Source organism: Methanosphaera sp. A6 (assembly GCF_001729395.1).
Lineage (GTDB): Archaea > Methanobacteriota > Methanobacteria > Methanobacteriales > Methanobacteriaceae > Methanosphaera > Methanosphaera stadtmanae.
Map to the genome: position 1 here is coordinate 1 of NZ_MAIF01000099.1, position 2,333 is coordinate 2,333.

Consider the following 2,333-nt stretch of genomic DNA (forward strand, 5'->3'; position numbering starts at 1 on the left):
TTTATATTTAAATTTATATAAAAATAAATGGATTCTATAAAAAAAAGTTAAAATATTTTATAATTAGAGGAGGTTAAATTTATTATCTAATGATTTAATAGTACCAGAGGTTGCTAATGTATGGATTACAACTCTATTTTTTTTATATCTAACTATTGAATTAAGGGCAGTAATCATCTTATTTTCATATCCACGTCTACATTTTATAATACATTTATACTGAAATCTGTTGGGATTTTCAACTTGTTTTACATTTATAAGCCATAAATTTATTTTACTTGACTCTATTTCACCATATATGTTTATTAGGTTATTCCAGAGAAATGTGATAATTTCATCTCTTTTAATTTTAGTTTCACTATATAAATTAAAGGCTATGTATCTTTTTTTTTCTCTTAATGTAGGTGGTAAAATTTTTAATTTAGTCATAATAACATCATACTGTATAATTTATTTATTATTCAATAATTTGAACTCCATCAATAATACTATTTTTATGTTTTGTTATATTTTTAATTATTTCAAGAGGATTTTTTGAAATAGTATTTTTGGCATGTTTTAAATCCATATTCATTGTTTGATTTAATAAAATCATACTTTTAGGAGATCTAACATCGTAAAAACACTCACTACCGCTACTTATAACAACACGAAAATTATATTTATTTTCTAATAATAATAATTGATTGATTTGATTAAGAATTCTTGCCTTATAATAACCTCTATTTTTCAATATATCCATTAGATTTATATTGACACTAATATTGTTTTTAACTAATAACTTAGCAAGTACATGATTAATACCACTATTACGATTATTTAAGTATGGATGATTAATAATATCAATTTGGGGCATTTCACAAATAGCACGATTAATTTTAGAATCACCACCATTTGCCATAATTAAATCTACTTTTTTATAAAAACGTTGAACAGTATTGCGTAGTAATTTAGGATTAGTTTCATCAATACAAACACCATGATATAAAGTCATATGTGTATCTTCATTTAATTTATCAAAAGATTCTTTAATACTCATATCATATTCATTTGAATCATAAAATATACAAGCTCCATTAAATCCAAATTCTTCTAATTGTTCAATAACTTCTATTTCTGGTGCAACATTTAAATCATAAAAAATAGTCATATAATTAATCCTGTAAATTTTATTAGTAGGGTTTTATTTTTTTTAAAAAAAATATTATAGTTATAAGAAGTCAAAGAGTTTATAAGCAACTTTCAATGCATTCTCTTTACTTACTGGATAACTAGCAATTTTTATTCTAGCATGTATAGCATTACCTGAGTATGTTAACTTAAGATTTCTATTATAAGCTTCTTGTTTGTCAAAACGTAGGAAAAAGTTTCCTTTTTCATCCATTCTACGACTTAACTCGTTTTTAATAATTTCTTTATCTGAATTAGATAAATTTTCATTAAAAAACTTTATAAAATCTCGATTATGTCGTTTTTTAGTTATTTTCTCAGATAATATTATTATATCATTACCAAAGTGATCTTCAGTAATGGTTTTTTCAGGTAAAAGGTTGGGAAAAATATAACTGATAGCATCAGTTACCTTTTCTTCATCCTCTGTTCCATAAACAAATGTTCTATAAGAAATATTATGGATCATTTATCTAACCTTTTCAGCACCTTTACCTTTTTTATTTAATCCTCTTCCTTTTTTACCTGCAGAAGTTAAACCTCTGAAAGCACGTCTTGTGTGTTTTTTACTACAAATCCAATTGATTTTGTTATCATGTTGGATTGAAGGACATTGAGGATCTACAAGGATTACTTCGTAGTATTTTGCTTTACCATCTTCCCATACCCAGTATGAGTTTAATACTTCTAAGTTAGGATATTTACGTGCAACACGTTCTTCAGCCATTCTTTGAATGGATTTTTCTCCTGAAATTTTGTTTACACCCATTCTTTTAGGATCTCTTCCGTTTTTGAATCTGGATTTTCTTCTTGATCCTCTTCTTACTCTAATTCTAGCGACTACATATCCTGTTTTAGCTTTATAACCTAAACGACGTGCTCTGTCGATTCTTGTTGGTTTGTCAATTCTTATAATTACAGGTTGTCTTCTCCATTTAGGTAATCTTTCTCTCATGAGTTCTTTCACATAAGATTCATCTGGGTTTTTCCATGCTTCTTTCATATACTTATACATTATATAACACCTCATTGTTCAGCTATAAAAGCCACATCCAATTTTAGTTTTTTAATATGTTGTATATTAAAGGAGTATAAAAATAGAATAATAGTAAAAACATATATTCAAAGAAACTAAGAGTTTCTAAATATTAATATTCTCCTAA

Annotated in this window: 4 protein-coding genes; all 4 read right to left on the minus strand. The window is 25.6% G+C overall.

Annotated elements, in window-relative coordinates; translation table 11 throughout:
• Positions 1-63 precede the first annotated feature (63 nt).
• Genes A9758_RS03320 through A9758_RS03335 form a run of 4 tightly spaced genes read right to left on the minus strand, consistent with a single transcriptional unit; the run spans position 64 to position 2,185 of the window.
• On the minus strand, positions 64-429 hold the full coding sequence (locus A9758_RS03320; protein WP_011406822.1) for an Rpp14/Pop5 family protein: 366 nt from the start codon (positions 427-429) through the stop codon (positions 64-66).
• Between the two features lie 28 nt (positions 430-457).
• Positions 458-1,150, minus strand: a complete 693-nt coding sequence (rnp3, locus tag A9758_RS03325; RefSeq protein WP_011406821.1) for a ribonuclease P protein component 3 — start codon at positions 1,148-1,150, stop codon at positions 458-460.
• Between the two features lie 60 nt (positions 1,151-1,210).
• Complete coding sequence (locus tag A9758_RS03330) at positions 1,211-1,639, minus strand: RNA-binding domain-containing protein (RefSeq protein WP_011406820.1); 429 nt, start codon at positions 1,637-1,639, stop codon at positions 1,211-1,213.
• A complete protein-coding gene (locus A9758_RS03335; RefSeq protein ID WP_048059757.1) occupies positions 1,640-2,185 on the minus strand; it encodes a 50S ribosomal protein L15e in 546 nt (181 codons plus the stop codon). It lies immediately after the preceding gene.
• Positions 2,186-2,333 lie beyond the last annotated feature (148 nt).

What these genes read in the sequence shown, in the direction of transcription:
- A9758_RS03320 (WP_011406822.1), bottom strand. Translation starts at nt 429, where the DNA reads ATGACTAAATTAAAAATTTTACCACCTACATTAAGAGAAAAAAAAAGA.
- A9758_RS03330 (WP_011406820.1), bottom strand. Translation starts at nt 1,639, where the DNA reads ATGATCCATAATATTTCTTATAGAACATTTGTTTATGGAACAGAGGAT.
- A9758_RS03335 (WP_048059757.1), bottom strand. Translation starts at nt 2,185, where the DNA reads ATGTATAAGTATATGAAAGAAGCATGGAAAAACCCAGATGAATCTTAT.
- rnp3 (WP_011406821.1), bottom strand. Translation starts at nt 1,150, where the DNA reads ATGACTATTTTTTATGATTTAAATGTTGCACCAGAAATAGAAGTTATT.